Source organism: Caballeronia sp. GAWG2-1 (genome assembly GCF_023631405.1).
In the GTDB taxonomy this organism is placed as follows: Bacteria; Pseudomonadota; Gammaproteobacteria; order Burkholderiales; family Burkholderiaceae; genus Caballeronia.
On sequence record NZ_JALQDD010000002.1, the window covers coordinates 86,398 to 110,433 of the forward strand.

Consider the following 24,036-nt stretch of genomic DNA (forward strand, 5'->3'; position numbering starts at 1 on the left):
TTACTGCACCAACACAGCCCCGAAGTTCTGCCGCCCGAACGGACTCACGTTATAGCCGCTGACGTTGGCACGCGTGATTGCCGCCGCAGTCGGATAAACGAGCGGAATCCACAGCGCCTGATCGTGGATGATCTTCTGCGCGTCCACATAAGCCTTCGTGCGTTTCGCGACGTCGGAGGTGACCTTGCCATCCGCGATGAGCTTATCGAGTTGCGGGTCGCAGAAGCGCGCGAAGTTGATGCCCGACTTCACCGCATTGCAACTGAAAAGCGGCGAGAGGTAGTTGTCCGGATCGCCGTTATCGCCGGCCCAGCCCATGAAGAGCATGTCGTGCTGGCCCTGCTTGGCTTCCTTGATGAGTTCGCCCCACTCGATAATCTTCACCTGCGCCTTCACGCCGATCTTCGCGAGATCCGCCTGCAGCAGTTCGGCGCCAGCTTTCGGATTCGGGTTCAGCACACTGCCGTTCGGACGCACCCAGATGGTCGTTTCGAAGCCATTGGGCAAGCCTGCATCCGCGAGCAGTTTCTTCGCGGCATCGGGCGAATACTTGTACGCCGCGATGTTCTTGTCATAGCTCCACGTGTTCGGCGGATACGGGTTCACAGCGGGCGTTCCCGTGTTTTCGAACACCGTCTTCGTATAGGTGGTGCGGTCGAACGCCATGTTCAACGCCTGCCGCACCTTCGGGTTATCGAGCGGCTTCTTCTGCGTGTTCAGCGCGACGAACGCGGTCATGAATGCGGGCGTCTCGCTAACCTTCAGCGACTTGTCCTTCTTCGCGTCGAGCACGTCCTGCGGCTTCGGCGACAACGCGATCTGACATTCGCCCGCCTTGATCTTCTGCGCGCGCACGGCGGCGTCCGGCGTGATGGCATAAATCAGGCGATCGATTTTAGGCTTCGGCCCCCAGTAGCTCTGATTCACGTCATAACGGATCACCGCGTCTTTCGTATAACTCTTGAGCACGAACGGACCGGTGCCGACAGGCTTGCTGTTCAGATCGACTTGCTGGTTCGCTTTCAGCAGCTTGTCCGCATATTCCGCCGAGTAGATCGATGCGAAGCCCATCGTGAGGATCGGCACGAAGGTCGCGTTCTGCTCGTTGAGTTCGAACTTCACCGTTTTGTCATCGACCTTGGTCACGGCCTTGATGAGCTTCACGAGACCCATCGATTGCGCATGCGGAAAGCCGCTCGCGCCCGCGATCTTGTGCCAGGGGTTGCTGTCCGACAACATGCGCTCGAAGGTGAAGACGACATCGTCGGCATTGAGCGGACGCGTTGGCTTGAAGTAGTCGGTGGTCTGGAACTGCACGTTCGGACGCAGATGGAACGTGTAGGTGAGACCGTCGCTGCTGAGCTCCCACTTCTCGGCGAGCGCGGGCGCGACTTTCTTCGCGGCCTCGTCGTATGACACGAGCGTGTTGAAGATGACATCCGCCGACGCGTTGGTCGTGACGAGCGAATTGAACTGCACGACATCGAAGCCGTCCGGGCTCGATTCTGTGCAGATGGTGAGCGGCTTGGCCATTGCGATAAGCGGCGCGACGGCGAACGTCGCGGCGATGGCGGCAGCGAAAAGTGTGTTGCGCATGAGATCTCCCGTGACCCGGCTGGTCACATTACGATTGTTCTTGTGGCTGGTTTTACCCTGTGCGCGTGTGGCGAGCAAGTAGCGCATCCGCGCGGCTAGGTTAGCGAAGCGCTCGCCGCTCGACAACGAATCGTTGCGCATACGCTTATGCCTCGAACGCGCCGTGCGGGTTGCCGAACCGGGCGGCTCAGGCTACACTGCCCCGGTCTTTGGGGAGTAGCCTTCCTTCCATCAGCGAAGGAGAACGCGTCAACATCCTCGGCCTTGCTGCCGTGGCGCGTTCGACCGGTCGGTGCTGTCGCATCCGGCGGTTTGGCGAGACCATCGATGCGCTTTGTCGTTCTTGGTCGGACGGCGCATGGCGCATCGTGGTTCGCTGAACGTCCGACCGTGGAATCATCGTGTCCCCACAACTACAAAAATCCCTGTCTCGCTGCGCGCTCATTCGCGCATGCGCGTTGCATCGTTTCCCGCGAGGTGCCGCATGACGATGCTCTTCGTCGAACTCGCGTTGATGCTCGCGGTCATTCTCATCGCATCGGAACTCTTCACCAATGCGCTCGAACATCTCGGCGAACGGCTCGGCATATCGGAGGGCGTGACTGGATCGCTGTTCGCGGCGGTCGGCACGGCGCTGCCGGAAACGACCGTGCCGATCATCGCGCTGCTGGGCGGCACGGCGAGCCGTTCGGTTAACGAAGAAATCGGTGTCGGCGCCATTCTCGGCGCGCCACTCATGCTCGCGACGCTTTCCACTTTCCTGATGACGCTCGCGGTCATCAAATCGCGTGGCTTGCGCGGCCGGATCATGCCCGAGCGCAGCGGCTTCACGCGCGACCTGAACTTCTTTCTCGTCGCGTTCCTGATTGCGGCCGGCGCCATGTTCGTGCCGCATCATGCGTGGCAGGTGCGGGCGATGTTCGCGGTCGGCCTCGTCGGCTTATACGTGATCTACGTGATCACCACGTTCAAGGCATCGGCGAGTCTTGTCGAAAGCGGACACGGCACGGAAGCGCCCGAGCGTCTCTTCATCACCCGCGTGGGTTTGCCGAACGGTATCGGGTCGATCATGCTGCAGTTCCTGATCGGCATCGTGCTGCTCGTCGGCGGGGCGAAGGGCTTCATCCACGGTGTGGAAGGCGTGTCGGCGGCGCTTGGCATATCGCCGCTCTTGCTCTCGCTCATCATCATTCCGATTGCGACCGAACTGCCGGAAAAGGTGAACAGCATTCTTTGGGCGCGACGCGGAAAAGATACGCTCGCGTTCGGCAACATCACAGGCGCGATGGTATTTCAGGGCACCTTGCTGCCGGGCATCGGCATCATGCTGACGCCGTGGGAGCCGCGCGTGGAAGTGCTGACCGGCGTGCTGATCACGCTCGCGGCGGCGGCATGGCTGCGCTTCAACGCGCGCGGCAATGGCGTGGTGTTGTGGGCATTGCTTGGCAATGGCATCTTGTACGCGGCTTATCTGACCTTAACCCTCGGCCGCTGAAGCCTTCGAGCGACGCAAATAAAAAATGCCCGCGCGAGGCGGGCATCAAGAGCGAAGCGCCGCGTCATGTCTGACGCGTTCTTCTCGTTGTTCTTATTAAGGTTATCGGCGCGTGCCGGAAAAACTTTAGAAGCGCGCGGCTTGTTGATATCGTCCGGCGGCTTTCGCCTGATCCATCGACTTGCGGTACGCCGTCGACAGCATGGCTTGCGCGGCGTTCGCACGGCCCATCGTTGCTTCGATGCTCGCCTGAATCCGGCGAATGGTCGCGAGCGATTCAGCCGGCTGATTCGCTTCCACGGCCATCAGGAGCGGCGTGCGCGCCTCTGTGAGTTCGGCCGCGCGCGCCCAGTTTTCTTCGTTGACCGCTGCTTCGATCGCCTCGGTCAGTGCCCAGGCGTGTTGAATCATTTCTTGCTGGTTCATGATCGTTCCTTACGACTTGTTGCTTGCCAGCGCGCCCGCGCTGTTGGTGCCGCCGAAGAGCGCGGTCAGGTAGCTGCCCTGCGTCGCCATCTGCGACATCAGCGTGTTGAGCGCGGTGAACTGATCGTTGTAGGTCGTGGTCAATTGCGCCGTGTAGGAAGCGAGCGCGGTTTGCTGGTCCGTGATGCTCGAAAGATCGGCGGTGAGCGCGGTCGTGCGCGTATCGACGATACCGCCTGTCGCGAGAAATCCGGTCAGGCTGTTGTTCAGTTGCGCGGCTACGCCCGTGCTCGAATTGAAGAGCGATGCCACCGCGCCCGAGTTGCTCGACAATGCTGCGGTCAGCGCGTCTTCGTCGGTCTTGAGCGTGCCGTCCGGTTGCAGCGTAATGCCGATCGATGCGAGGTTCACCTGGCTCGTGCCGGAACCCACGCCCTTGGCAATCGTGCTGGAAAGGGCGTTGCGAATGGTGTTCATCATCGAGTCGCCGAGCAGCGCGCCGCCTTGCGAACCGGCTGCCTGGGTCGAGTCGAACGAAGTCAGCGACGCGGCCGTCGTGATGAAGTTGTTGTACGCGGTGACGAAGCCATCGATGGCCGTCTTCTGCGTGGCCGTGTCCTGCGCGATGGTCAAGGTCTGGGTCGTGCCGACCGCATCCGACGTGAGATTCAGCGTCACGCCGGACAGCGCCGTCGTGACCGCATTGGTCGAGCTGCTGGCAGGCGTGCCCGCGATGGTGAAGTTGGCGTCCATGCCGGCCGTCGTCTGCGTCCAGTTCGACGAGCTGATGGCCGTCTGCGCCGGAACCGCATTGCCGTTCGAGTCTGTCGTGGCGGCGCTCAACGTCGATGCCACGTTGAGTTTGGACAAACCGTTGTCGTCGGGCGTCGTGCCGTCGGACTGCATGTTCGGCGTGACCGCCACGGTAATGCCGTTGGCCTGGCCCGTCGACGCCGAGCGCAGCACGAGGTGCGCGCCATCGGTGCCGTTGACGACCGCCGCCGTGATGCCGGGGTTACCGCTTGCCTTGTTGATCGCGGACGCAATGCCCGCGAGCGTGTTGTTCGAAGAGTCGATGCTGATCGACATGTCCTTGCCGCCCACCGACAGCTTCATCGTGCCCGTGCCGAGTTGCGCGGTGCTGGTGAACGCGGTGGAGGTAAGCGATTGCGAGGTGGCGATGTTGCTGACCGCGACCGAATAAGTGCCCGCGACCGCGCCGGTGCTGGCCGTGCCGGTCAGACCCTTGCCGCTGCCGGTCGCCGTGAAGGCGCCGAGCGTCGTGCCGTCCGCGAGCGAACTCACCGAGCTTTGCAAAAGCGACAGCACGGACTTGAGCGTGCCGACCGCGGTGAGCTGGGTGTTGTCCTTGGTTTGCTTGGCTGTCAGCGCATCCGTCTGTCCGGCGACCTTCGCGTTGACGATGGCGGTGACGAGCGAGTTCACATCCATCGTGGAGTTGGTCGAGCCACTGATGATCGACTGCGCGGCCTGCTGGACGGCGCTGGTCGGATCGACCGTGGATGCCGAAGTGGTTGCTACCGTGGACATGTATGGCTCCGTTTCTGGCTTCTTGCCGTGAGCGGTTGAAGATGCGTTTTACTGCGCCGTCAGCAGGCGATTCGTCATGAAGGCGCCTCTGGCGGAAATGCAAATCGGGAGGCAAGCCTCCCTGGGTACGTCGCCGGCGCGCCGTGATCGAGACGCGCCGGTTACTGCGTCGGCGATGCTTAGCCGAGGAGCTTCAGAACCTGCTGGGGCATCGAGTTCGCTTGCGCCAGAACCGAGATACCAGCTTGTTGCAGAACCTGAGCCTTCGAGAGGTTCGCGGTTTCTTGCGCGAAGTTCGCGTCGGTGATCTGCGACTGAGCGGACGACAGGTTGGTCGACTGCGCGGTCTGGGTAGCGGCAACCGAGCTGAAGCGGTTCTGCACAGCGCCCAACTGAGCTTGCAGCGAGTTCACTGCATCCAGTGCGTTGTCGACTGCCTCGATTGCGGACGATGCGCCGTTCGCCTTGCTGATGTCGATTTGCGACACTTGCGGCGGCGTGTTGTTCGCGGTCAGCGCGCCGACTTCGGACGTTTGAGCTGCGGTTGCCGAAGGAACGTTGGTGCTGTTCAGGCTGATGCTCGTGCTGCCTGCGGACAGACCCGTGAACACGTTCGACGAGGCGAACGAGCTGCCGAGCGCCTTGTTGTCCTGGTCGGTGAACGTGTAGCCGCCCGAGCCGTCAGCGATGACGTTGACCGACGTGATCGTTGCCGCGGTGGAAGCTGCGGATGCACCCGTGTCGCCCAGGCTCAGACCGTCGACCGTGCCGATGACCGTGCCCTTCTGCGGGTTGCTGCCGCCGAGCGACAGAGCCGAGACGTTTGCTGCCGAGCCGAGGTCGATCGTGATCGACTGGCCGACGTTCGCGCCAACCTGGAACGTCTTGCTGCCGGCGGTGCCGTCGAGCAGGTTCGTGCCGTTGAACGTGGTTTGCGACGAGATACGGTTGATTTCGCTGATACGCTGCGTCACTTCTTGTTGCAGCGAGGTCTTGTCAGCCGTCGACAGCGAGCCGCTCGATGCTTGCACGGCCAACTGACGGATACGCTGAAGGTTGTCCGTGATCTGCGACAGACCGCTCGAAGCCGTCTGAACCATCGACACGCCGTCGTTCGCGTTCGAAACGCCTTGGTTCAGGCCGTTGATCTGCGAGGTCATGCGCGAAGCGATTGCGAGGCCAGCTGCGTCGTCTGCTGCGCTGTTGATGCGCTTGCCCGACGAAAGACGCGTGATTGCCGACGACAGTGCGCTTTGCGTGCCGTTCAGGTTTTGCTGAGCGACCAGCGAGTTGATGTTGCTATTGATACCGATCATTTTGTTTCTCCGATGAGGCCTGGCGCATTTATCTGAGTTGATAACGCCATCGTTTGGCGGAAGCGTCCGTCGTTTGTTTGTTTGGCCGCTTGTTTAGGTTTTCGGCCCGTGCTAGGCAAACTTTAGTGCTCGTTTCGATTTGCCTGATAAATACCTGGAAATCCGTGCTAAAGCTTGCCCAGCGGGGCTCTGCTGCCGATGCTCGCGGTTTTTGAATGCCCCGTCTGAGAGCTTTAACGGCAGACGGAGCGACTTCTTTCGTTAAAAATTCGCTTCAGACGTCGAACGTGGCCGCAGCCTTGCCGGCGCACCAGCGCTGCCACATCTGGCGCATGCTGGCGGAGAGCGCGCGGGCCACCGTGTCGGGCTGGAACCCCGGCGACTGCAGGCAGCGCTCGCGCATGCCGGCGCGGATCTGCGCGAGTTCTTCGACCCGGCCCGCCCATTCGATGCCCTTCGCGACGAAGTCCGCGCGGTCGCGAGCCACGAAGTCACCGAGGCCCGTGTTGGAAAGCACCGACGTGCTGCCTCGGCTCGCGATCAGTTCGCCGGGCAAGGTGAGCGTGGGCACGCCCATCCACAGCGCCTGCATGGTGGTGACGCCGCCCGCGTAAGGGAACGTGTCGAGCGCGATATCGGCGTCGAGGTGATGCGCGAGATAGCGCACGAGCGACGAGCGCTGACGAAACTCGAGCCGGCTCACATCGATTCCTTCCTTCTCGAACCAATCGATCAGAATCGTGTGGCTGTTGTCGCGCGGCACGCCTGCGATCAACATGCGCGCATCCGGCACCGCGCGCAGCAGTTCCGACCACAGCGCGATGGTGCGCGGACGCAGTTTGTTGAAGCGGTTGAAGCTGCCGAAAGTGATGTGGCCGTTGGTGAGCGCGGGCAACGCGTTGAGCGCCGGCGCATGTTCCGAGGGCTTGAAAGGCGCATACGCCGGCAGATAAGCCAGCTTTTCGACGAACTGACCGTCGATCTGTTCTTCAGGCACATAGTGGCGATCGCCGATGTAGTAATCCATCGCGGTCATGCCGGTCGTGCCGAGATAGCCCATCCACGTCGCCTGGATCGGCGCGGGTTTGCGCGCGAAAGTCAGCAGGCGGTTATAGGCCGTGTGCCCCGAAAGATCGATCAGCACGTCGATGCCGTCCGCGCGAATCTTGTCGGCGAGCGCGGCATCGCTATAACCCGAGACGTCGTGCCAGCGCGGCACGATATCGCGCAGCGTGCGCGTGACCTCGTCGGTCACCGAGCGGTTGTAGTACGCGTGCACCGTGACGCTGGGATCGTTTACGAGATAGCGGAACACCGGCTCGATGAAGACAGCCACCGGATGCTGGTTGTAGTCGCCCGAGACGAAGCCCACGCGAATGCAGCGGTTCGGGTCCGGCTGGTTCCGATGCTTTTTCCACGTCGATTGCAGCGGCTTCGCGCATTGCTCGGCGAAGTACAGATGCTGCTCGAAGTACGCCTTCCGGTCGATTTCTTCCTTGTGCGACAAGCAGAACAACAGGTTCTCGTGCGCGCTGTCGCAAGTTGGATCGAGTTCGATCGCGCGACGCGAATGCTTCTCCGCGTCGTCGAACCGCGTCTGGTCCATCAGCACCACGCCGAGCGTTTCGTGCGCTTTCGCCGACAACGGCGCGAGTTCCACGGCGCGACGGCAAGCAGCTTGCGCGTCGTCGAGGCGCATCAACGAGCGCAGCGTCACGCCGAGAATGCGGTGCGCTTCCGGATAGTTCGGGTCCTGCTCGATCATGCGCCGGCATTCGGCTTCCGCTTCGAAGAACTTGTCGAAGAGGCGCAGGGAGTCGGCCAGGATTCGGCGAACGTCGATTCCATCCGGCTTCAATTGCAGATAACGGCGTAGCGAGGGAATGGCCGACTGCAGGTCCATCAGGCGAACCTGGGCCACGCCCATGACTTCCCATCCCAGCAGAAAAGTGGGGAAGCGCTGCGTCAGGGTCTTCGCGAGCGCCACGGCTTCTTCGAGTCGCCCGCCATTGAAGTGCGCATGCAACTGCTGTACTTCCTGCGGCGTCGGCGTCGTGCGGCCGTTTGGCGCCGTGATGCCTTCGCGCGACTTTGTCGCATCGCGCAGTTCGGCGGCCAGTTTCTCGATTGCCGGCCCGCTCATGCCTTGCGCGACCGCGACTTCGAACACGATATTCGCCGCCGCGACCTGACCGCTGCGCGTCAGCACGTCGATATACGTAGCCCAATAGATATGCTGCGTCGGGTCCGTGCCGATCGCGGTTTCGAAGAACGGCACGGCTGCCTCGTATTGACCGCGCTGCGCCATCAGCATGCCGAGGTTGAAGTTGGCGTCGGCGTGTTGCGGCCGCGCGTCTAGAACGAGGAGATAGAGCTTTTCGGCCTCGTGCAGGTTGAGCGTCTGATGCTGCAGGATCGCGGCTTGCAGCACATCGGCGAGATCGGCCTCGAACTGCTGGTCGGCGTTCGTCGCGACGTGTGCGGGCGTTTGGTCCAGTGCTTCGAAGGTGTTCATGGTCTCGGCATTTCGGTAGCGTTGCACGGATTATCGAGCCGTCCACCTTGAGCCGAAGGGCGGAACTGGCGGGGAAAAACCGCTCAGTTCGGCGCTTTTGCGCGAGGCACCGAAAAGCGCGCCGAGCGCACGGGCGCGTTCCCGCGTATCCTTTTCGATCCGTACCCATCAAGCATCCGGAGCACACATGCAGACACGCACCATCGGCAAATCGGATCTCAAAGTCGCGCCGCTTTCTTTCGGCGGCAACGTGTTCGGCTGGACCGCGGACGAGCGCACGTCGTTCTCCATCCTCGACGCGTTCGTTGATCACGGCCTCAATTTCGTCGATACCGCCGACGTTTACTCCGCGTGGATCGACGGGCACCAGGGCGGCGAGTCGGAGACGATCATCGGCAAGTGGTTCAAGGAAAGCGGCAAGCGCGACAAGATCGTGCTGGCGACCAAGGTCGGCATGCTGAGCACGCGCTCGGGGCTTTCGGCGGCGAATATCGCGGCGGCGGTGGACGACTCGCTGCGGCGCCTGAAGACCGATTACATCGACGTGTACTACTCGCATCGCGACGACGAAAACACGCCGCTCGAAGAAACGCTCGGCGCTTATCAGAATCTCATCGCCGCAGGCAAGGTGCGCGTGATCGGCGCGTCGAACTATTCGGGCGCGCGGGTGGAAGAGGCGCTGAAGATCTCGAAGGAGTCGGGACTGCCTGCATACGAAATCCTTCAGCCGGAATACAACCTCTACGATCGCGAAGCCTACGAGACGGATCTCGAACCGGTCGTCGATGCCAACAAGCTCGCCGTGGCGACGTACTTCAGTCTTGCAAGCGGCTTTCTGTCGGGTAAGTATCGCTCGAAGGAAGACACGCAGGAAAAGGCGCGCGGCTCGCGTGTGGAGAAGTATCTGAACGACCGCGGTTTGAAAATTGTCGATGCGCTTGTCGAAGTCGCCAAACGCAATGACACGGCGCCGGCGACGGTCGCACTTGCGTGGATCATCGCGCGCCCGAGCGTGACCGCGCCTATCGCCAGCGCGACGTCCGTGCAGCAACTGGAAAGCCTTGCGGAAGCCACGCGCCTGCAACTCACGCCGGAAGATGTCAAAGCGCTCGACGAAGCCAGCGCCTGGCAAAAATAATTCCGCTGCATCAAAGGCTTGCAGTGAACCGAGGTGTTGGCACGGGCGCGAGGTTCTGGTAACATCGCGCCCGAATCGAGAAATGTGTCCGATTTTTGCCTTTGCCGTCGAGCGTGAAAATGCTCAATGTGCAGCAGACGGCTCCAAATGCGCGTTCACGTCTTTCCAGCGAGCGCGCAACTGAATCTCAACTCTCTCTCTTTTCCGGCCTCCGTGGCCGCTTTGCTCGTGTCCGCCGTGTTGGGTGGACGATCGGAGTGCCGGCGCGCGGCGGGTTTGTCCGTCGTGCAGTTAGAAATACGTTTAGCGAAACAGGATTTACATGACCACCATTACCCTTAAAGAAAACGAGCCGTTTGATGTCGCGATTCGGCGTTTCCGTCGCACGATCGAAAAGAATGGCCTGATCGCGGAACTCCGCGAGCGCCAGTCGTACGAAAAGCCGACCACCGCGCGCAAGCGCAAGAAGGCAGCAGCCGTTTCGCGTCTGCGCAAGCGCCTGCGCAGCCAGATGCTGCCGAAGAAGATGCACTAAGCGTCTTCGCCTCGGGCCGGGTGCGAATCTGGTTCGGCAAAGGCAAACGGCGGTGCGACCCGTAAGGGCGCACCGCCGTTTTGCTTTCTACCGCCGGTCTTTAGACGAACGCGTGACGCTTGCCGAGTACCGCGAGCCGATGTGGCCATTCCTCGACGCTCGAGTCGTCGTGAATCTGCTCCAGCTCCATCAATAGATCGATCACGTTCGGATCGTACGCATTCACATTCGACGCATACAACGCGCGCAATAGCTTGCCGTCGTGCGCGTGCCGGTAGTACGAAATTCCCACGCCTTCGAGCGCCGGGTCGTAATGCTCGTCGCGCACCAGCGAACCGATTGCGCACTTGCGCCCGTTCGCGCTGCGCAGGCGGCAGGAACCGTTGTCATCTTCCGATACCGCGCCTTGCTCCAGCAAATGCCGGCTGACGCGTTGGTAGATGTCCTTTGGACTCAACATCGTGATTGGGCTCAACATCTCGACACCCGAAGCGCTTATGCAGCCGTTTTCAGGAGCTCGGCCGACAGACCGAACTGGCGCGCGATCGAAGCAAGACGCTCGCGCCATTCCCATTTGCCGAAAACGTCATGCACGTTCTGCAGGCAGGAGAGCAACTCGACGGTGTTGGGATCGAACACGTTGATACGCGCGCGCAAGAGCGCACGCTTGAGACCCGCGACGCCTACATCCATATACGCCGGCACCACTTCGGGCGCCTTCGCGATGTAGCGAATGGGAATGCCTTCCATCGCCGTGATGTAGTCGCGCGGCTGAATGAAGCTGCCGATCGGGCAGCCGCCGCAGTATCCGCGATACGCGCCGCCGCCGTGTGGCAGCAATGCGGCTTGTCCTTGCACGAGAAGATGCTGGACTGCGCGGTTGAAAATATCCTGATGTGTCAGGAAGTTAAGGCTTTTCATATTCATTCTCCCCTGCGCCCCTGCGCAGCGGCCAAGCGTTGAGTAGTTCGAGCAACCTGCACTTGCGGCACCGGAACAGCGGCATTGTTGCAACTGCTGTCCGGGTACTGCTTCGAGCATGATGGTTTTCCCGGCCTGGACGCCTGGGTCTCATAGCGTCCTTATGCTCGCGTCGGATTCTTGATTCCTTGAACGATCCGCTTACCGACAGTTATAACGGTTCGGCTCGGTAAAAAGGTGCGGTGGCGCACGCGAGGACGCCATTTTTACATGAACCGCACGTTCGTGCAGTGCGGAAGAAGCATCGGAAACCCTTATCCAGTAGGGTTTTCGCGCTGCTTCACTGCAAAAAAACGTCAGCTATAAGGATCTTCCCTTATACGTAGTTTTTGCACTCAGGCATGTTGCCAAAAAGCAAAGATTTTCCATATCGAACTGGGCTCATTGCTTGGCCTTGGCGGGCGCTTTCCGTTTTGTCTTGATTTTTTGCCGCGCCTGACACGTCGCCGCGTGGTCGTTGACCATGCCGGTCGCCTGCATGAACGCATAGCAAATGGTCGTGCCGATGAACTTGCAGCCGTACTTCTTGAGCGCGCGGCTGAGTTCGTCCGACTCGGGCGTCGATGCTGGTGTTGGATTGTCCGCGCTCCGGGGCGTGTCGATCGGCGCGTCGCCGACGAACGACCACACGAAGCTGGCGAACGACCCGTGCTCCGCCTGAATTTGCTGGACCGCGCGCGCATTGAGCACCGCCGATTCGATCTTCATGCGGTTACGCACCACGCGCGCGTCGCCGACGATCCGCTCGATGTCCTTTGCAGTGAAGCGCGCGACTTTCTCGATATCGAAGTCCGCGAACAGCGCGCGGTAGCCCTCCCGTTTATTGAGAATGGTCGACCACGAAAGCCCGGCCTGCGCGCCTTCGAGCACCAGCATTTCGAAGAGGTGACGATCGTCGCGGGAGGGCACGCCCCATTCGGTGTCGTGATAGTGGACCATTGCGTCCGTCGTGGCGGTCGCCCAGGAGCAGCGGGTTGCGTCGATATCGGCCATTGCGTTTCTCGGTTTTCGGATCGCGTCAGGATAGCCGAAGGGCCGCTTTCCGCCACCTCGGCCATTCGGCCAATTGGCGCGCGCCGCCAGCACCGGTAAGCTTGCGGCCATGACTACCTCGACTCTTACTTCTTCCGACGGCTTTCTGCTGGGCATCGACGGCGGCGGCAGCGGCACGCGCGTGATTCTTGCCGATGCTGGCGGCGCCGAACTCGCGCGCGCGAGCGGCGGTCCCTCGGCGCTCGGGCTCGGCGTGGAGCGCGCGTGGCAGGCTATCGGCGATGCCTGCCGGTGCGCCTTCGAAAGCGCCGGTCTGCCGTTCGACTGGAACGCGTGCTCGCTCGGCTGCGGTCTGGCTGGCGTCAATAACGCAGACTGGCTCGCGGGCTTTCTTGCTCACGCGCCACGCGTGCGCGCGTTAAGCGTCGAGAGCGACGCCTACACCACGGTTTTGGGCGCGCACGGAGGCGACGCGGGCGTGATCGTCGCGCTCGGTACGGGCAGCATCGCGGCATCGCTCGATGGAGCCGGTGTATGCCGAATCGCCGGCGGTTATGGCTTTCCGAGCGGCGACGAAGCCAGCGGCGCGTGGCTCGGCCTGCGCGCCGTCGTGCATCTTCAGCGCGTTCTCGACGGTCGCGCGGATGCCGACGGCTGGTCGCGCGCACTGCTCGAACGCACCGGCGCAAGCGATCGCGACAGCCTTGTCGTGTGGCTCTGCGCCGCCAATCAGACGGTTTACGCCACGCTCGCGCCGCTCGTCTTCGAGTTCCGCGATCATCCGGCGGCGGCGCGTTTGCTCGCGCAGGCCGCACGGGAGATCGAGACGCTCGTCGGCGCGCTCGATCCCGCGGGCAAGCTGCCTGTTGCGTTGTGCGGCGGACTAGCCGCGCTTTACGAGCCGTTCGTGCCTGCCGCCTTGCGCGAACGCGTGCGATCCCCGCGCGCCGATTCGGCCGCTGGCGCGTTGGAACTGGCGAGACGTGCGCATCGTCCGGCGCGATAAAATAGCCCGCTTCGCGGCAGCTTCGATCCGCTCACACAGGGCAGTTCATGTACTCGGCCATTGCAACCGATCTCGACGGCACGCTTCTCAATAGCAACCACCAGCTCGACCCCTTCACCGCGACCACCGTTCGCACGCTCGCGTCGCGCGGCGTGCCTATCGTGATCGCGACGGGGCGGCATTATCGCGACGTCGCGGGTATTCGCGATGTGCTCGGCGTCGACGCCTATCTGATCACGTCGAACGGCGCACGCGTGCACGCGCCCGGCGACGAACGCATCTACTCGCGCGATCTCGATCCCGCCGCCGTTCGCCGTCTGGTGCAACCGGATCTTGCGGGCGGCAATGGGCGCGTGATCGTCAACCTCTTCGCCGACGACGCGTGGCTGATCGACCGCCACGCGCCGCAATTGCTCGTTTTCCATCAGGATTCGGGCTTCAAGTACGAGGTGATGGATCTGCGCGAGCACGACGGCGAGAACATCGCGAAGGTGCTGTATATCGGCGAGCCGGCCGATCTGAAAGAGACAGCGGCAAATCTGGAGCGCGAATTCGGCGACTCGCTGTACGTCACTTATTCGCTGCCGGACTGTCTTGAGGTGATGACCTCGGATGTGTCGAAGGGACGCGCGCTGCGCTACGTTTTGCAGCGACTGGATATCGATCCCGCGCAATGCGTCGCGTTTGGCGACAACATGAACGACATCGATCTGCTCGAAACGGCAGGGCATCCGTTCATGATGAACAACGCGAATCCCGATCTCATCAAGCGGCTGCCGGATGTACCGCGTATCGGCAACAATTTCGAGGCCGGTGTCGCGCATCAGTTGCGTAAGCTTTTCGGGATTCGCGACGAAATTGCGGGCGCCTGACCTATTGATGGAGCGTGCGGGGCGGCGGTGGCTCGTGCTGCGACTCCAACTGCCAACGCAACTGCGAAGGCAACGGCGACCGCGAGTGCCATCGCAACTGCGAAGGCGACTGCCACCGTAAGTGCGACTGCGACTCCAACTGCCAACGCAACTGTGACGGGCAACGGCGACCGCGAGTGCCATCGCAACTGCGAAGGCGACTGCCACCGTAAGTACGACTGCGACTGCCACCGTAAGTGCCACCGCGACCGCCACCGTAAAGGCCACCGCCACCGCCACCGCCACCGCAGCTCCGGCCGCTGCAGCTCCGGCAGCCGCAGCCGCAACCGACTGCGCCATTTTTATCCGCGACGTCCCCAGCCATTGTGATTGCCGTTGTCATGCCAGCCGGCGCGATTCCATCGGCCATTGTCGTGGCCGTAGTTGCCATGCCAGCGCGGTTCCTCATGACGATAATAAGGTCCGCCATACACCGGCGCCGGGCGCACATAAACCGGAGCCGGCGCCACATACGCGGGTGCGCCGAGCGAAACGCCGATGTGAAGATCACTGTGGGCCTGAGCCGCTCCAACCGCACCGATCGCGAGGCCGGCAGCTACGAGCATGTGGGTAACGATGCGCTTCATGGTGTTCTCCTTTAGAGCGACGCGTGTCGCATGAGTCCAATGTAAGCGCCGCGCGTCTTACAAGCCTCGACGAGTTGTTACGGTATGAAAGCGCGTCGTAAAGACGATAAATCATGCCGGAGCCTTTCCAGCAAGGCTTTCAAGCGAGGGAACGGCGCGCAAAACGAAGATAGTAAGCATGCTTCGTAATTGTCCATTACATTTGTCTCGCCGCTTTAATCTAAGAGCACAGAATTCGCGCTGGAAAAGCAAAACGGGCGCACGAGGCGCCCGTCTTTGAAGCATGATCAAACGTACTTAGGCAGTGATCAGTGCCTTTCTGCGTTCGCTCGTCAGGATCGGGTACACCACGCCCGCGACGATTGCACCGGCCAACGGCGCGATCCAGAACAGCCACAACTGGTCGAGTGCCCAGCCGCCGACGAACAATGCCGGGCCAGTCGAACGCGCCGGATTCACCGACGTGTTGGTGACGGGAATCGAGATCAAATGGATGAGCGTGAGGCACAGGCCGATGGCGATCGGCGCGAAACCCTTCGGTGCGCGGTCATCGGTGGCGCCGAGAATGACGAACAGGAAGAAGAAAGTCATTACGCCTTCGCAAACCAGTGCCGCGAGCATCGAATAGTTGCCCGGCGAGTGCTCGCCGAAACCGTTCGCCGCGAAGCCGCTGGCAACCAGATTGAAGTCGGGATTGCCCGTGGCGATCAGCGACAAAACCCATGCGCCGAGCGTCGCGCCGATCACCTGAGCGATGATGTACGGACCGAGATCGCGTACCGGGAAGCGGCCCGCAACCGCGAGACCGATGCTGACCGCGGGGTTCAGATGGCAACCCGACACATGGCCGATGGCATAAGCCATGGTGAGCACGGTGAGACCGAACGCCAGCGAAACGCCAGCCAGGCCAATGCCGACATGAGGAAAGGCCGCGGCAAGCACGGCGCTTCCGCAACCGCCCAGCACAAGCCAGAAAGTACCGAAAATTTCAGCGCCGAGACGCTTCGACAATTGCATGATCCTGCCTTCGTGAAAAATATGAACAACCGTTGACAAAATGCAAGAAAGCTCAACTCCTCTTGCGCAGCGGAGTTTAAGCGCGATTCTTTGGCAAAACTGTCAAAAATGGTTGATTTGCAGTCAATTCACGCGATAACAGCAGAATCTTCGGAATATCCTTAGCGGTTTGAATTAGGTTCACACAATGAAAAACCGCCCGTTGTCGGGCGGTTTTTTTGAGCGATACCTAAGGTCTGGCGCGTCGCGTATTAGCCCACTGCGACCTGACGAAGCACCGGACGCTTCGCCGCCTGAAGCATGGCCGTGTAGCTATCGACGTAATTTTGCGCCATGGTCTTCGCGCTGAAACGGCGCTCGAACTGCGCGCGGATTTCCGTGCGCGATAGCTCATCTATCCGATGCAGCGCGCCCACTGCGCCTTGCACGTCTTCGCAGATAAAGCCGGTCACGCCATGATCGATCACTTCCGGCACCGAGCCGCGATTGAACGCGATCACCGGCGTGCCGCATGCCATCGCTTCGATCATCACGAGGCCAAACGGCTCGTTCCAGTCGATCGGGAATAGCAGCGCCTTCGCGCCCGACAAAAATTCCGGCTTCTGCGCTTCATTGATCTCGCCGATGAACTCGACATGCGCCTGCGACAAGAGCGGCTCGATGGTCGACTTGAAATATTCCTGGTCGACCTTGTCCACTTTCGCTGCGATCTTCAGCGGCAAACCGCTTTGCGCCGCGATCTTGATGGCCAGATCGGCGCGCTTTTCCGGGCAGATACGGCCGAGGAACGCCAGGTATTCCGGCTTCTTGTGCGGCTGCGGCGTGAGCAAATCTTCCGGCAGACCGTGATAGACCGTGTTCAGCCAGTTCGCTTGCGGCAGCGGCGTGCGTTGATTGTCCGAGATGGAAATCACGTTCGCCTTCGTGAACGTGTTGAAGATCGGCTGGAGTTCAGGCAGGTCGAGACGGCCGTGCAGCGTCGTCACGAAAGGCGTGTCCATCTGCGTGAACAGCGGGAACGGCATGTAGTCGAGGTGGAAGTGCAGCACGTCGAATTCATGCGCGCGGCGGCGGACGGTTTCGAGCAGGAGCATGTGCGGCGCGAGCGCGTCGCGCACGGTCGGGTCGAGGCGCAGCGCGCGCGGCCAGGCCGCATCGAGAGTCGCCTTGGTTTGCGAATCGCCGCTGGCGAACAGAGTTACATCGTGGCCGAGGTCGACGAGTGCGTCGGTCAGATACGACACGACGCGCTCGGTGCCGCCGTAAAACTTCGGGGGAACTGCTTCGTGCAACGGTGCAATTTGTGCGATTCGCATAACGTGACTCTCCTGTTATTTAAGGCATTGCAGTCACGCTCCGGTCGAGCGCTCGACGCATGCCGTTCGGGCGGGCCGCGTTCGTGTAGAAGACGCCGCCCGAGACTGGCCCGGACAAGAAACTGTTCAACCGGGTTATCCCTTACTGCTCATTATCGGGATCGAGCGCGGCATTACACTTCATTTTTCAAACGCTTAACCTTGTTACAGCGCGAAACAACGGCTGTTACGAAGTCAAAAAGTGCATCGATATCAATGACGTAGACGAATTCGACGCACGCAGGGCATTGCCGCGAGGCATTGAAGTAGCACGGATCGGGCCTAACGCATATGGGCCGGTTCTGCGCATGGCACGGGGCGATTCGTGCTCACAGCGTGTCAAGTCAGATGAAAAGCAGCCGATAGTTGAGTTTGGTGCTCCCGATTCGCTCAAACAGCCGTTCAACTATTTCGCGTAGGAATTTTTCTTACACGACGTCGCGGGCTTTTCCGTCGGTAAATCGGTCGATTTATCCGATTGGCGCGCGCTCGAAGCCTCATCGACAATCGAATCCACACCATGAGCGGGGCCGAATCGCCGCAATCCAGAGCGATCCGAGCAAACGTTTCCCGCACGGCCTGACGAGCCGGGTATCGATTCGGGGAAAAGATGACGGCCAGCACAACCACCACGCTCGCGGAGATTCGCGAGCTTAATCTCGCGTACTTGCTTCTGGCGCAGCAGCTATTGCTTGCGGACCGCGCTTCGGCCATGGCTCGGCTGGCGCTTTCGGACGACGTGGCGCAGTTATTGGCTTCGCTTTCGCCCGCGCAGGCGGTGAGGGTGGCGTCGTCGAGCCATTTGCTGTGCCGCTTTCGCTTCGACGATCACGCCATCCTTTCTTCCCTCGACGAAACGGACAAAAGCGCCGCGCCGGACGCGACCCTCCTCGCGGATGCATTGGCGATAGAAGCCGGCTGATCTGCGCGTTGATTCGAGCCGATCACGGCGGCGTTTGCGTTCCACGTTCACAGCGCTGACCGAACGCAACGGCGCGCAGCCGGCATGAACCGATCGGACGAGCGGCCGCCGTGCCAACACCTCGTAAGTTGGTCGGCATACGTCTGCGGCCCTTGACAGGCGACCCATGCAGTGAGCCGCCTCGCTGCCAGATCGACGCACGTCTCGCGGTCAACTCGTCTTTAACCACGAACAACTGGCTTATCGCGAAGAGCTATACGCCGCCATCGCGCGCACGAAAAGGCACTCGCACCGTAGCTTCCCCGCGCGCCATGCGCCATTGCGCCGCATGTCGTCAGAGCCCCATCCCACGCGGGTTTTAGCGTTTGCCTCACCTCCCGGTCATGCACCAAAGTTTTCCCTTGCCGTGCCGTAAACCCACATAACGGCGGTCATCCCGCAACTACCTTGAGGACTCGACTGTGCTGATTTTCGTTGGAACGCTCGTGACATTGCTGTCCGTATTCGGCGGTTACGCGCTCGAAGGCGGCCACCTTGGCGCGCTCGTGCAACCGGTCGAAATCTTGATGATCGCGGGCGCGGGTGTCGGCGCATTCATCCTCGGTAACGGCATCAAGACGATCAAGTCGACGCTGCGCGTCATTCCCACGCTGTTCAAGGGCTCCAAGTACAACAAGGATGTGTACATGGAACTGATGGGTCTGCTCTACGTCCTGCTCGCCAAGGCGCGCAAGGAAGGCACGCTCACCCTCGAAAGCGATATCGACGATCCCCATAAAAGCCCGATCTTCGGTCAGTACCCGAAGATTCTCGCGGACGAGCACATCGTCGAATTCCTGACGGATTATCTGCGGCTGATGGTCGGCGGCAACATGAACGCGTTCGAGATCGAAAGCCTCATGGACGAGGAAATCGAGACGCATCACGCCGAAGGCGAAGCGCCCGCACAAGCGCTGCACAAAGTGGGCGACGCCATGCCCGCGTTCGGTATCGTCGCGGCCGTCATGGGCGTCGTGCACACGATGGCTTCCGCCGATCAGCCGCCCGCGATTCTCGGCGAGATGATCGCGCAGGCGCTCGTCGGCACCTTCCTCGGCATTCTGCTTTCGTATGGCTTCATCGGCCCGCTCGCGGGGGTGGCGGAGCAGCGCGTGGCCGAGCAGACCAAGATGTTTCAGTGCATCAAGGTGACGATCCTTGCGAGTCTGAACGGCTATGCGCCCGCCATCTCGGTGGAGTTCGGCCGCAAGGTGCTGTTCTCGACCGAGCGCCCGTCGTTCTCCGAACTGGAAGAACACGTGCGCCGCGTCCGCGCGAAGTGAAGCGAGGAACGACGCCATGAGCTCACCCGACAAAGACCGGCCAATTTTCATCAAGCGAATCGTCGCGGGCCGCAAGGGACATCACGGCGGCGCGTGGAAGCTCGCCTACGCGGACTTCATGACCGCGATGATGGCGTTCTTCCTGCTCATGTGGCTTCTGAGTTCGACTTCGCCGGTGCAACGACGCGGTATCGCCGAATACTTCAACACGCCGCTCAAGGCCGCGATGGTCGGCGGCAAGACCGTCGGCATGGACTCCAGCATCATCATGGGCGGCGGGCGCGATCTGTCGAGTCCCGAGCCCGGCACGGTGCGCACCACCGAAGGCAATACGCCGTTCGCGGTGCGTTCGTCGGCAAGACCCGATGAAGCCGCGTTGAGACAAGCCGAAGGCGAGATCGAACGCCGCGAGCAAGAGCGCCTGCACGACCTCCAGGTGAAGCTCATGTCGGCCGTCGAGGCCAACCCGACCTTGCGCCAGTTCAGGCAGCAGATACGCATCGATTCGACCCAGCAGGGCTTGCGCATCGAGATTGTCGATACCCAGAAGCGGCCCATGTTCGCGCTCTCCAGCGACTCCGTGCAGCCGTACATGCGCGACATTTTGCGCGAGATAGGCAAGACGCTGAACGACGTGCCCAATCGAATAGTCGTGCAAGGACATACGGATGCCGTGAAGTACGCCGGCGGCGACAAGGGCTACAGCAACTGGGAACTATCGGCGGACCGCGCGAACGCGTCGCGGCGCGAGCTGATCTACGGCGGCATGGACGAAGCGAAGGTGCTGCGCGTGCTCGGGCTTGCATCGACGCAGAACCTGAATCGCAAGGACGCGATGGACCCGGAAAACCGGCGCATCAGCATCATCGTGCTCAACCGGCGCGCGGAGAGCGCCATGTTGCGCGACGACGGCGCGCCGCCCGCGACATTCGACAACGCGGCGGGCGCGGCTCCCGTGCTGGACAAACTCGCGCCCGTATTCCAAGCGCGACCGCAATAAAAGCGAAATCCGCGCGAAAGACTCTCAAGACTCCACACGTTTTAGCCGTCAACCCGGCAAGACCGCAAGAGACACACATGATCAAGAACATTCTGGCAATCGACGATTCCGCCGCCATGCGGCAGATTCTCTCCGCCACGCTGACGACGGCGGGCTACGAAGTGACCGTCGCGTCGGACGGCAACGAAGGGCTCGAATGGGCCCTCGCCGAGCGTTTCGATCTCGTCCTGACGGACCAGCACATGCCCGGCAAGAGCGGGCTCGATTTGATCGCGGAGTTGCGGGTGAATCACGCCTACCAGGCAACGCCGGTGCTCGTGCTGACGACCGAGGACAGCGAAGCGTTCAAGGACGCGGCGCGCGCGGCGGGAGCGACCGGCTGGATTCAGAAGCCGCTCGATCCCGAGCTCTTGACCGAGTTGGTGGCGGCACTGTCGGAACCCGAAGAGCAGCACTGAGCAAGACGAAGCAAACCTCGACCGAATAACGCGACTGAACAGCATTTCTGCGGTGACTCAAGCATGACACTCGACATTACCCAGTTCTATCAGACCTTCTTCGACGAAGCAGACGAACTGCTCGCGCAGATGGAGCAGCTGCTGCTCGTTCTGGACATTGCGAATCCCGATCCGGAAGACCTCGCGGCGATCTTTCGCGCGGCGCATTCGATCAAGGGCGGCGCGGCGACCTTCGGCTTTACGGCGCTCACGGAAACGACGCACATCCTCGAATCGCTTCTGGACCGCGCGCGCAACAACGAACTCGTTCTGCGCCGCGACATGATCGATACCTTCCTCGCGACGAAGGACGTGCTCTCGGACCAGCTCGCCGCGTATCGCGCGAGCGCCGAGCCGGATGCGGCCGCGGCGGCCGCGATCTGCGCGAAGCTCGAGCGTCTGAAGCACGAAGACCCGGAAGCGCCGGCGGCACCGGTGATAGAAGAAGCCGCCGCCGTCATCGAGAAGGCGCAACAACACGAACCCGCCTACGAAGGCCCGAACGCTCCGCCCGCGCATGTCATCGCGCAGGCTGCGGAAGCGATCGAGGACGACGGCACGTGGGACGGCGCGTTCGAAGTCACGGACGGCGCACCGATTGCAGGAACCGCTGCGGCAGCATCGGCAGCGGAAGCAGGACCCCACCTGAAAATTACGCTACGGGGGGTGGGCGAGAAGGACCTGGCGACTTTGACCGAGGAGCTGGGTAACCTGGGAAGTATCGTCGGAGAAAAGAAGACTGACGCCGAACTCGTGCTTTGGCTCGAGTCGGACGTGAGCGCCGACGACATCGTGGCCGTGTGCTGCTTCGTGATCGATGAATCGCAGATCGGAATCGGCCGTGGCAATGCGGCGGATCAGTCGGCGCAGTCGCCGGCCGCGTCCGTCGAAGTACCGCCGGCAACGGCGGCGCATCACGCGCTACAGCAACAGCCGGACGCATCGCAGGCGCTTGACGCGTCTGCATCCACGGCGCAACAAAAACAACAAGCGGCGACGGCGGCGGTCCCGGAGACTGCCGCCCAACCGTCACAGAAACCGGCCAACGCCAATACGAACGATGCCGATAAAAAGGCGCGTCCGGCAGCGGCCGCATCGGCGGAAGGCAGCTCGATTCGCGTCGGCGTGGAGAAGGTCGATCAGCTCATCAACCTGGTGGGCGAACTGGTCATCACGCAGGCGATGCTCGCGGAAACGACGAGCACGTTCGATCCTGCATTGCACGACCGTCTTTTCAACGGCATGGCGCAGCTCGAACGCAATGCGCGCGATCTGCAAGAAGCCGTCATGTCCATCCGCATGATGCCGATGGATTACGTATTCAGCCGCTTCCCCCGGCTCGTGCGCGATATCGCGGGCAAGCTCGGCAAGGACGTGGAACTCGTCACGTTCGGTCAGGCGACCGAACTGGACAAGAGCCTGATCGAACGCATCATCGATCCGCTCACGCACCTCGTGCGCAACTCGCTCGATCACGGCATCGAAACCGTGGAAGCGCGTCGCGCGGCGGGCAAGTCGACGACCGGCCAGCTCGTGTTGTCGGCGGCGCATCACGGCGGCAACATCGTGATCGAAGTCAGCGACGACGGCGCGGGCCTGCGCCGCGACAAGATTCTCGCGAAGGCGCAGAAGCAGGGCATGCAGGTTTCCGAGTCGATGAGCGACGAGGAAGTGTGGCAGCTCATCTTCATGCCGGGCTTCTCGACCGCCGAACAGGTGACGGACATTTCCGGCCGCGGCGTGGGCATGGACGTGGTCAAGCGCAACATCCAGTCGATGGGCGGCCACGTCGAAATCAAGTCGCGTGAAGGCGCGGGCACGACCACCAAGATCGTGCTGCCGCTCACGCTCGCGATTCTCGACGGCATGTCGGTGAAGGTCGGCAGCGAGATCTTCATTCTGCCGCTCAACTTCGTGATGGAGTCGCTTCAGCCGGTGGCCGAAGACATCTACACGGTCGCCAACGGCGAGCGCGTGGTGCGCGTGCGCGGTGAGTATCTGCCGCTCGTGGCGCTGCATGCCGTGTTCGACGTGGAGAACGCGCGCACCGAGCCCACGCAAGGCATCGTCACCATCATGCAGACCGAAGGCCGGCGCTTCGCCATGCTGATCGACGAACTCGTCGGCCAGCAGCAAGTGGTCGTGAAGAATCTCGAAACCAATTATCGCAAGGTGCACGGCATTTCAGCCGCGACCATTCTGGGCGATGGCAGCGTCGCGCTGATCGTCGACGTGGCCGCGCTCAACCGCGAATCGCGTGTGCAGCACAGCGCGCACGCTCATTAACACCCGCATCGAAGGAGTTACCGTGGCAGACATTCAAAACATCCATTCCGCGACGTCTTCGCGTCGCGACGCGCAACACGCGGAAGCCGCCGGACAAGAGTTTCTGGTGTTCACGCTCGGCGCCGAAGAGTACGGCATCGACATCCTGAAGGTGCAGGAGATTCGCGGTTACGACAACGTGACGCGCATTGCCAATGCGCCTTCGTTCATCAAGGGCGTGATCAATCTGCGCGGCATCATCGTGCCGATCGTGGACATGCGCATCAAGTTCAATCTGGGTCGCGTCGAGTACGACAACCAGACGGTCGTGATCATTCTGAACGTCGCGCATCGCGTGGTCGGCATGGTGGTCGACGGCGTCTCCGACGTGCTCACGCTCACGCAAGAGCAAGTAATGCCCGCGCCCGAATTCGGCGCGACGCTGACCTCCGAATATCTGACGGGCTTAGGCACCGTGGATGGCCGCATGCTGATTCTGATGGACATCGAGAAGCTCATGACGAGCCGCGAGATGGAATTGATCGACTCGGTTGCCGCTTAAAACAACCGCGTTCGTGTACCGAAGCGCGGGCTCAGGGAAGAAAGAC

General features: G+C 61.6%; 22 protein-coding genes and 1 riboswitch. Of the genes, 11 read left to right on the forward strand and 11 right to left on the reverse strand.

Annotated elements, in window-relative coordinates; all coding sequences use genetic code 11:
- The gene (locus tag NCR98_RS00780) at positions 1-1,596 is read right to left on the reverse strand and encodes an ABC transporter substrate-binding protein (protein WP_250525296.1); all 1,596 of its coding nucleotides are present in this window, start codon (positions 1,594-1,596) and stop codon (positions 1-3) included.
- 199 nt (positions 1,597-1,795) lie between these two features.
- A riboswitch (yybP-ykoY riboswitch) is annotated at positions 1,796-1,949 on the forward strand.
- 131 nt (positions 1,950-2,080) lie between these two features.
- Here NCR98_RS00780 and NCR98_RS00785 point away from each other — a divergent pair.
- The gene (locus NCR98_RS00785; RefSeq protein ID WP_244826796.1) at positions 2,081-3,091 is read left to right on the forward strand and encodes a sodium:calcium antiporter; all 1,011 of its coding nucleotides are present in this window, start codon (positions 2,081-2,083) and stop codon (positions 3,089-3,091) included.
- Positions 3,092-3,217: 126 nt separating this feature from the next.
- Here the strand turns inward: NCR98_RS00785 and NCR98_RS00790 are convergent, their stop codons facing one another.
- The 4 genes from NCR98_RS00790 to NCR98_RS00805 form a co-directional block, all read right to left on the reverse strand.
- Positions 3,218-3,517 (reverse strand): flagellar protein FliT, encoded by a 300-nt coding sequence (locus NCR98_RS00790; protein ID WP_244826797.1) that lies wholly within the window; start codon positions 3,515-3,517, stop codon positions 3,218-3,220.
- A 9-nt stretch (positions 3,518-3,526) separates the two neighbouring features.
- A complete protein-coding gene (gene fliD, locus NCR98_RS00795; protein ID WP_244826798.1) occupies positions 3,527-5,068 on the reverse strand; it encodes a flagellar filament capping protein FliD in 1,542 nt (513 codons plus the stop codon).
- 179 nt (positions 5,069-5,247) lie between these two features.
- Positions 5,248-6,384, reverse strand: coding sequence for a flagellin (locus NCR98_RS00800; protein WP_250491681.1), 1,137 nt, complete (start codon positions 6,382-6,384; stop codon positions 5,248-5,250).
- A gap of 274 nt (positions 6,385-6,658) precedes the next feature.
- Positions 6,659-8,899, reverse strand: coding sequence for a tetratricopeptide repeat protein (locus NCR98_RS00805; protein WP_244826800.1), 2,241 nt, complete (start codon positions 8,897-8,899; stop codon positions 6,659-6,661).
- A 187-nt stretch (positions 8,900-9,086) separates the two neighbouring features.
- On the opposite strand from NCR98_RS00805, the gene NCR98_RS00810 reads away from it, so the two are divergent.
- Positions 9,087-10,037, forward strand: a complete 951-nt coding sequence (locus tag NCR98_RS00810; protein WP_250491683.1) for an aldo/keto reductase — start codon at positions 9,087-9,089, stop codon at positions 10,035-10,037.
- Between the two features lie 322 nt (positions 10,038-10,359).
- The gene (gene rpsU / locus NCR98_RS00815; protein WP_244826802.1) at positions 10,360-10,572 is read left to right on the forward strand and encodes a 30S ribosomal protein S21; all 213 of its coding nucleotides are present in this window, start codon (positions 10,360-10,362) and stop codon (positions 10,570-10,572) included.
- A 100-nt stretch (positions 10,573-10,672) separates the two neighbouring features.
- Here the strand turns inward: rpsU and NCR98_RS00820 are convergent, their stop codons facing one another.
- The 3 genes from NCR98_RS00820 to NCR98_RS00830 form a co-directional block, all read right to left on the reverse strand.
- Positions 10,673-11,032, reverse strand: coding sequence for a phospholipase D-like domain-containing protein (locus NCR98_RS00820; protein ID WP_250462691.1), 360 nt, complete (start codon positions 11,030-11,032; stop codon positions 10,673-10,675).
- A 35-nt stretch (positions 11,033-11,067) separates the two neighbouring features.
- Complete coding sequence (locus tag NCR98_RS00825) at positions 11,068-11,493, reverse strand: hypothetical protein (protein WP_244826804.1); 426 nt, start codon at positions 11,491-11,493, stop codon at positions 11,068-11,070.
- Positions 11,494-11,934: 441 nt separating this feature from the next.
- Positions 11,935-12,546: a DNA-3-methyladenine glycosylase I gene (locus NCR98_RS00830; protein WP_250525297.1), complete on the reverse strand. Its 612-nt coding sequence runs from the start codon at positions 12,544-12,546 to the stop codon at positions 11,935-11,937.
- Positions 12,547-12,655: 109 nt separating this feature from the next.
- On the opposite strand from NCR98_RS00830, the gene NCR98_RS00835 reads away from it, so the two are divergent.
- Positions 12,656-13,552, forward strand: coding sequence for a glucosamine kinase nucleotide-binding domain-containing protein (locus NCR98_RS00835; RefSeq protein WP_250525298.1), 897 nt, complete (start codon positions 12,656-12,658; stop codon positions 13,550-13,552).
- 47 nt (positions 13,553-13,599) lie between these two features.
- Positions 13,600-14,424: a Cof-type HAD-IIB family hydrolase gene (locus NCR98_RS00840; protein WP_250525299.1), complete on the forward strand. Its 825-nt coding sequence runs from the start codon at positions 13,600-13,602 to the stop codon at positions 14,422-14,424.
- 341 nt (positions 14,425-14,765) lie between these two features.
- On the opposite strand, the gene NCR98_RS00845 is transcribed toward NCR98_RS00840, so the two are convergent.
- The 3 genes from NCR98_RS00845 to NCR98_RS00855 form a co-directional block, all read right to left on the reverse strand.
- Positions 14,766-15,050, reverse strand: coding sequence for a PXPV repeat protein (locus NCR98_RS00845; RefSeq protein WP_244826808.1), 285 nt, complete (start codon positions 15,048-15,050; stop codon positions 14,766-14,768).
- Between the two features lie 297 nt (positions 15,051-15,347).
- Positions 15,348-16,067, reverse strand: a complete 720-nt coding sequence (gene aqpZ / locus NCR98_RS00850; RefSeq protein WP_244826809.1) for an aquaporin Z — start codon at positions 16,065-16,067, stop codon at positions 15,348-15,350.
- A gap of 251 nt (positions 16,068-16,318) precedes the next feature.
- Entirely contained in the window at positions 16,319-17,383 is a 1,065-nt protein-coding gene (locus NCR98_RS00855) for a glycosyltransferase family 4 protein (RefSeq protein ID WP_244826810.1), read from the reverse strand.
- Between the two features lie 649 nt (positions 17,384-18,032).
- On the opposite strand from NCR98_RS00855, the gene flhD reads away from it, so the two are divergent.
- From flhD to cheW, 6 genes are all read left to right on the forward strand, one after another.
- Positions 18,033-18,344 (forward strand): flagellar transcriptional regulator FlhD, encoded by a 312-nt coding sequence (gene flhD / locus NCR98_RS00860; protein WP_250525300.1) that lies wholly within the window; start codon positions 18,033-18,035, stop codon positions 18,342-18,344.
- 461 nt (positions 18,345-18,805) lie between these two features.
- Positions 18,806-19,666 carry a flagellar motor stator protein MotA gene (gene motA / locus NCR98_RS00865; protein WP_244826812.1) on the forward strand — a complete coding sequence of 287 codons (861 nt, stop codon included), beginning with the start codon at positions 18,806-18,808 and terminating at the stop codon, positions 19,664-19,666.
- Between the two features lie 16 nt (positions 19,667-19,682).
- The gene (gene motB / locus NCR98_RS00870; protein WP_244826813.1) at positions 19,683-20,666 is read left to right on the forward strand and encodes a flagellar motor protein MotB; all 984 of its coding nucleotides are present in this window, start codon (positions 19,683-19,685) and stop codon (positions 20,664-20,666) included.
- 77 nt (positions 20,667-20,743) lie between these two features.
- Positions 20,744-21,124: a response regulator gene (locus NCR98_RS00875; RefSeq protein WP_244826814.1), complete on the forward strand. Its 381-nt coding sequence runs from the start codon at positions 20,744-20,746 to the stop codon at positions 21,122-21,124.
- 63 nt (positions 21,125-21,187) lie between these two features.
- Complete coding sequence (gene cheA / locus NCR98_RS00880; protein WP_250462705.1) at positions 21,188-23,449, forward strand: chemotaxis protein CheA; 2,262 nt, start codon at positions 21,188-21,190, stop codon at positions 23,447-23,449.
- 22 nt (positions 23,450-23,471) lie between these two features.
- Positions 23,472-23,990, forward strand: a complete 519-nt coding sequence (cheW, locus tag NCR98_RS00885; protein WP_244826816.1) for a chemotaxis protein CheW — start codon at positions 23,472-23,474, stop codon at positions 23,988-23,990.
- Positions 23,991-24,036: the final 46 nt, after the last annotated feature.

Coding starts and splice junctions, on each gene's coding strand:
- NCR98_RS00780 (WP_250525296.1), bottom strand. CDS start 1,596: ATGCGCAACACACTTTTCGCTGCCGCCATCGCCGCGACGTTCGCCGTC.
- NCR98_RS00785 (WP_244826796.1), top strand. CDS start 2,081: ATGACGATGCTCTTCGTCGAACTCGCGTTGATGCTCGCGGTCATTCTC.
- NCR98_RS00790 (WP_244826797.1), bottom strand. CDS start 3,517: ATGAACCAGCAAGAAATGATTCAACACGCCTGGGCACTGACCGAGGCG.
- fliD (WP_244826798.1), bottom strand. CDS start 5,068: ATGTCCACGGTAGCAACCACTTCGGCATCCACGGTCGATCCGACCAGC.
- NCR98_RS00800 (WP_250491681.1), bottom strand. CDS start 6,384: ATGATCGGTATCAATAGCAACATCAACTCGCTGGTCGCTCAGCAAAAC.
- NCR98_RS00805 (WP_244826800.1), bottom strand. CDS start 8,899: ATGAACACCTTCGAAGCACTGGACCAAACGCCCGCACACGTCGCGACG.
- NCR98_RS00810 (WP_250491683.1), top strand. CDS start 9,087: ATGCAGACACGCACCATCGGCAAATCGGATCTCAAAGTCGCGCCGCTT.
- rpsU (WP_244826802.1), top strand. CDS start 10,360: ATGACCACCATTACCCTTAAAGAAAACGAGCCGTTTGATGTCGCGATT.
- NCR98_RS00820 (WP_250462691.1), bottom strand. CDS start 11,032: ATGTTGAGTCCAAAGGACATCTACCAACGCGTCAGCCGGCATTTGCTG.
- NCR98_RS00825 (WP_244826804.1), bottom strand. CDS start 11,493: ATGAAAAGCCTTAACTTCCTGACACATCAGGATATTTTCAACCGCGCA.
- NCR98_RS00830 (WP_250525297.1), bottom strand. CDS start 12,546: ATGGCCGATATCGACGCAACCCGCTGCTCCTGGGCGACCGCCACGACG.
- NCR98_RS00835 (WP_250525298.1), top strand. CDS start 12,656: ATGACTACCTCGACTCTTACTTCTTCCGACGGCTTTCTGCTGGGCATC.
- NCR98_RS00840 (WP_250525299.1), top strand. CDS start 13,600: ATGTACTCGGCCATTGCAACCGATCTCGACGGCACGCTTCTCAATAGC.
- NCR98_RS00845 (WP_244826808.1), bottom strand. CDS start 15,050: ATGAAGCGCATCGTTACCCACATGCTCGTAGCTGCCGGCCTCGCGATC.
- aqpZ (WP_244826809.1), bottom strand. CDS start 16,067: ATGCAATTGTCGAAGCGTCTCGGCGCTGAAATTTTCGGTACTTTCTGG.
- NCR98_RS00855 (WP_244826810.1), bottom strand. CDS start 17,383: ATGCGAATCGCACAAATTGCACCGTTGCACGAAGCAGTTCCCCCGAAG.
- flhD (WP_250525300.1), top strand. CDS start 18,033: ATGACGGCCAGCACAACCACCACGCTCGCGGAGATTCGCGAGCTTAAT.
- motB (WP_244826813.1), top strand. CDS start 19,683: ATGAGCTCACCCGACAAAGACCGGCCAATTTTCATCAAGCGAATCGTC.
- NCR98_RS00875 (WP_244826814.1), top strand. CDS start 20,744: ATGATCAAGAACATTCTGGCAATCGACGATTCCGCCGCCATGCGGCAG.
- cheA (WP_250462705.1), top strand. CDS start 21,188: ATGACACTCGACATTACCCAGTTCTATCAGACCTTCTTCGACGAAGCA.